The 4,761-nt window shown below is 49.5% G+C and carries 6 protein-coding genes; 5 read left to right on the top strand and 1 reads right to left on the bottom strand.

What is annotated here, in order from left to right; genetic code table 11:
• Nucleotides 1-130: 130 nt before the first annotated feature.
• On the bottom strand, nt 131-1,057 hold the full coding sequence (gene cysK / locus Q7V48_03960; GenBank protein ID MDO9209891.1) for a cysteine synthase A: 927 nt from the start codon (nt 1,055-1,057) through the stop codon (nt 131-133).
• Between the two features lie 209 nt (nt 1,058-1,266).
• Here cysK and Q7V48_03955 point away from each other — a divergent pair, with 209 nt between their 5' ends.
• The 5 genes from Q7V48_03955 to Q7V48_03935 all read left to right on the top strand — a co-directional run.
• On the top strand, nt 1,267-1,740 hold the full coding sequence (locus Q7V48_03955; protein ID MDO9209890.1) for a flavin reductase family protein: 474 nt from the start codon (nt 1,267-1,269) through the stop codon (nt 1,738-1,740).
• Nucleotides 1,741-1,755: 15 nt separating this feature from the next.
• The gene (gene nth / locus Q7V48_03950) at nt 1,756-2,397 is read left to right on the top strand and encodes an endonuclease III (GenBank protein MDO9209889.1); all 642 of its coding nucleotides are present in this window, start codon (nt 1,756-1,758) and stop codon (nt 2,395-2,397) included.
• 9 nt (nt 2,398-2,406) lie between these two features.
• Nucleotides 2,407-3,036, top strand: a complete 630-nt coding sequence (locus Q7V48_03945; protein ID MDO9209888.1) for an MBL fold metallo-hydrolase — start codon at nt 2,407-2,409, stop codon at nt 3,034-3,036.
• A gap of 185 nt (nt 3,037-3,221) precedes the next feature.
• Nucleotides 3,222-4,538, top strand: a complete 1,317-nt coding sequence (locus tag Q7V48_03940) for an AAA family ATPase (GenBank protein MDO9209887.1) — start codon at nt 3,222-3,224, stop codon at nt 4,536-4,538.
• Nucleotides 4,532-4,761, top strand: a 230-nt coding sequence (locus Q7V48_03935; GenBank protein MDO9209886.1) for a GntR family transcriptional regulator, incomplete at its 3' end; no start/stop codon positions are given. The genes Q7V48_03940 and Q7V48_03935, both read left to right, overlap by 7 nt.

Genomic DNA, 4,761 nt, shown 5'->3' with positions numbered 1-4,761 from the left:
TCTTTCTAACCTCTTCTAATTTCTTTTGCAGGGGGATTGCCCGACTCCTGCGGGTCTTTTTTGGAACGCTTCCCCCTGCCTTTTCTGGTTTCCCCATCTCCTTTTCTTGCCTTCTTTCTTTATTCAAGCTTTATTCAAGAGCTCCAAACAAACCCGTGCTTAAGTATCTATCTCCTGAATCAGGAAGGATGACAACCACTGTCTTTCCCTTTCCCAATTCCCTGGCCACCTGAAGCGCACCGAAAGCCGCCGCCCCGGAAGAAATGCCTACCAGAATTCCTTCTTCTCGGGCCATCCGCCGGGCCGTTTCGGCAGCTTCTTCATCTTGGACGGTGATGATTTGGTCAATTATGCCCGTGTTCAAGACGTCCGGAACAAATCCTGCTCCGATCCCTTGGATTTTGTGGGGTCCCGGATTTCCTCCGGAAAGGACTGGAGAGCGGGCTGGTTCCACGGCCACGATTTTCACCCCGCGCAGCTTTTTCTTCAGGACTTCCCCCACGCCGGTGATTGTGCCCCCCGTACCCACTCCGGCGACAAAGGCATCGATCTCCCCTTGGAGTTGGGAAAGGATTTCCTTAGCCGTAGTTTCCCGATGGGTGTTGGGGTTTGCTGGATTTTTAAACTGTTGAGGCATAAAAAAACCTTCGTTTTTTTGGACAATTTCTTCAGCCCGTCGGATGGCTCCCCGCATTCCTTCGTTTCCAGGGGTTAATTCCAATTGGGCGCCATAAGCCGCCAATAGGGACCGGCGTTCAATGCTCATTGTCTCTGGCATGGTAAGGATAAGTCGATATCCTTTGACCGCGCATACCATGGCCAGGCCAATCCCTGTGTTACCGCTGGTCGGCTCGACGATGGTGGCTCCTTGACGAATTTTCCCTGCCTTCTCTGCGGCTTCAATCATACCCAGACAAATACGGTCTTTTACCGAGCCTCCGGGATTGAAGCATTCCAATTTGGCCCAGATGGTAGCATCCTGCTTCTGCGGCAACCGCCTGAGTTGCAGGATCGGAGTTGAGCCAATCAACTCTAACGTGCTTTTCGCTTTCTGCATCTTGCCCTCCAGCCGGATTCTTAACCGTGTCAAATTTTACTAAATTTGGTAAAGTTTTGTCAAAATAAATAACTCTATAAAAATTAGAAAAAAGTTATTCTCTTTCTTTTATATCTTACTCCTTTTGTATGATTTGGAGGAAGAGAAAAAACTTGACTTTCCGCTTCCCTTTCCTTTAAGAATAAGAAAGATTTCCCGAGGAGCTTTGCATGGACCCCCAAACCGCCGAAGCATTCCGCCACATTCCCTACGGCATTTACGTCTTGGCAACAAAGCGACATGAACAGACATGGGCCATGATCGCTTCTTGGGTCTCCCAGGTCTCCTATTCCCCCCCTTTGCTGCTGGTTGCCCTCCGCCACAACCGGCCGGCGATACCGGTTATCCAGGAGAGTGGTTTTTTTCCCCTTGCCTTATTAAAAAGGGTACAAAAACAATTCGTGCCTTTATTCAAACACCCAATTGCTCAGCCCATGATCGAGGAGTTTTTTATCGATAATAAAAAGGAAGGAGCTCCTTATTTAAAAGACGCCCTGGCTTCATGGGTCTGTAGCGTTTGGTCATCTTTTCCGGTCGGTGACCATGTCCTTTTTATCGGAGAAGTACAATCGGCTTTATCTAATCGGAGAGGGGAACCCTTGACAACAGCGGCATATGGAAAAACCTACATCGGACAGAGCTAAAGAAAGGGTCAGAAATTGAAGCCAAAGCTGACAGCGTTAAAAGTCCTCGACATCTTGAAAAAAGAGTATCCGGACGCCCGAGTTACCCTCAATTTCCAGGATCCTCTACAATTGCTCCTGGCCACCATTTTAGCCGCTCAATGTACGGATGAACGGGTGAATCTGGTTACCAAGGATCTTTTCAGAAAATACCATAACGCCGCAGATTTCGCCCGGGCCGACCTTAAAACCCTCGAAGAAGAAATCCGCCCTACAGGTTTTTACCATAATAAGGCCAAAAATATGACCCGCTGCTGCCAGATGATCATCCAAAAGTTCCAAGGGCGGGTTCCCCGCACGCTGGAAGAACTCACTGCTCTTCCTGGAGTAGGCCGGAAAACGGCCAATATCATCCTGGGCAACGCCTATGGTCAACAGGCCGTTGCCGTAGACACCCACGTGAAACGAGTCACCCACCGTCTGGGCTGGGCTCAATCGAATGATCCGGATAAAATCGAATTCGAGTTGATGGCAGTAATCCCTCAAAACCGCTGGACCATGGCTTGCCATCAGCTCGTCTTCCATGGGCGGAAAATTTGCATCGCCCGCAAACCCAAATGCAGCGCTTGCCCCGTAGCCACGCTATGTCCGCAGGTCGGGGTTATCCCAAGGGAATGAGGAGGAAGAATGTTCCTGAAGCAGCTTGAAGTGGGAAGGTTGGCTGTTTTTGCCTACCTCCTAGGCAGCGATGCTGGAGCAGAAGGCCTGGTCATCGACCCGGCTGACGATATCGACGAGATTCTGGCCATTGCCGACCAGCAAAAAATCACGATCAGGTATATTTTGAACACCCATGCCCATGTCGACCACATCATGGGCAACGAGGAGATAAAAAAAAAGACCGGGGCCAAGATCATCATCCACGAAGAAGATGCACCGCTCCTCACCCGGATCCCTCGTAGTATGCTCTCTATGTTTGGGGGCCACCCTTCTCCCCCCGCTGATCTGACCGTGAAAGAGGGGGATCTCATCCGGGTTGGAGACCTGACTCTAAAAGTCCTCCACACTCCGGGGCATTCTCCAGGGGGAATGTGCCTGCAAGGGGATCAGGCAGTTTTTACAGGCGATACTTTGTTTGTGGGGGGGGTGGGCAGGACAGATCTACCCGGGGGCTCATGGCCGCTCATGTTGCAATCGATTAAAACCAAACTCCTCACCCTTCCTGATGAGACAATCGTATACCCCGGCCATAATTACGGCCCTGCCCCAACTTCGACGATCAAAAATGAACGTCTGCACAACCCCTATATCAAATGACTTCATAATAAATTTTTTTTTATCATATTTGAAACCCGCCGCAGATCTCTCGGGCGAATCATGTCTTAAGGTAGCATCTGCCAAAATTTTTTCTTGACAAAATAGATTAAAATGTTGTATGGCTGAAACATCATATGGTATAACCTTTATACCAATTTAATCGCCACTACTAAAACCTTTCTGACATGGAAATCGACAGCGAATTAAAGGTAGCCGAAGCCTTGGCTGAAGATGTGGGCAAGGGCTGGGCGCGGCTTGACCCTGAGGATATTAAGGCCTTCAACGGCGTCCTCGGGGACTTGATCGAGATCAGGGGAGCCCAAAAGACAGTCGCCAGGATTACCGGAACCTTCCCAGAATTCTATGGGAAAAAGGTAATTCAGGTCGACGGAATCACTCGCAGCAATGCCCAGACTAACTTAGGAGAGGTGGTACGAGTCAAAAAAATCCCCCGAAAAACGGCGACGACGATTCTGATCAGCCCCCTCGATTTTACCCATGTGTTGCCCGAAGAAAGTGAGTTAGAACAGTTTGCCAAAGTCCTCCAGGGTGTACCAGTGATTTTGGGAGACAAAATCAATATCCCCTTTTTGGGGGGAAAAGAACGTTTATTTAATGTGGAGGCCACTTCTCCTTCGGGAGGAGTCATCATCAATCAGAAAACCAAATTCCTCCTAAAGAAGCCAGATTTTTCTATGGAGGCACCATCGCCTGTCTCTTATGAGGATATAGGCGGACTCGGAAAAGAGTTAAGACTCGTTCGGGAGATGGTAGAGCTTCCCCTTCGTTATGCGGAGGCTTTCGAAAGGTTAGGGATTGAGGCCCCCAAAGGGGTATTGCTTTATGGCCCTCCAGGAACGGGTAAAACCCTGATTGCCCGGGCCATTGCCAGTGAGACCAAACTTCATTTTATCCGAGTGAATGGGCCGGAAATTATCCACAAATTTTATGGCGAAAGCGAAGCCAGGTTACGGGAAATTTTCGAAGAGGCTACCCGAAAAGCCCCGAGTGTTATCTTTATCGATGAAATCGATGCCCTGGTATCCGTCCGCGGTTCGGGGAGTCATGAAGGGGCGCCCGAGCGTGTGGCCAGTCAGTTTTTTAACGAGCTGGATAATTTAAGTGATCATTCGCAGGTGATTGTCCTCGGGGCCACGAACCGTGAGGATTTACTCGATCCTGCCCTGATACGTGCTGGGCGCCTGGATTATGTTCTGCAATTTCCCATTCCTGATGAAAAAGATCGGCTGGAGATATTTCAAGTGCACACCCGGGAAAGACCCTTAGGGGATGATACAGACTTGACGAAGTTGGCCAAATCGACGGAAGGGATGGTAGGCTCCCAAATTGCCCTTATCTGTCGGAGTGCAACGATGGTGGCGATTGCGGAATTAATCCATACCCCCGAGAAAAGGCCATCGACTCATCTTTTCATCGGCATCAAGCACTTTCAGGAGGCCATCAAAATGGTGCAAAAAAAGGAGGAATCTTCTGCATGCTAAAAGCCGTGATAAAAAAACGGGCCTTTGAGGACATCGTCAAACAGATTCGGAATCTGATTGAGAAGGAGAAATTTAAACGGGGTGACCAGCTTCCCACTGAAAGAGAATTATCGGAAACCTTTAAGGTATCCCGGACCACTGTGCGGGAAGCCATATTGTCTCTGGAAACGATGAAGCTGGTAGATCGGCGCCAAGGCGATGGGACCTACGTGATCGCTTCCAG

The organism is Deltaproteobacteria bacterium, from assembly GCA_030654105.1.
Classification (GTDB): domain Bacteria; phylum Desulfobacterota; class SM23-61; order SM23-61; family SM23-61; genus JAHJQK01.
This window is presented reverse-complemented; position numbering and strand designations above follow the sequence as displayed.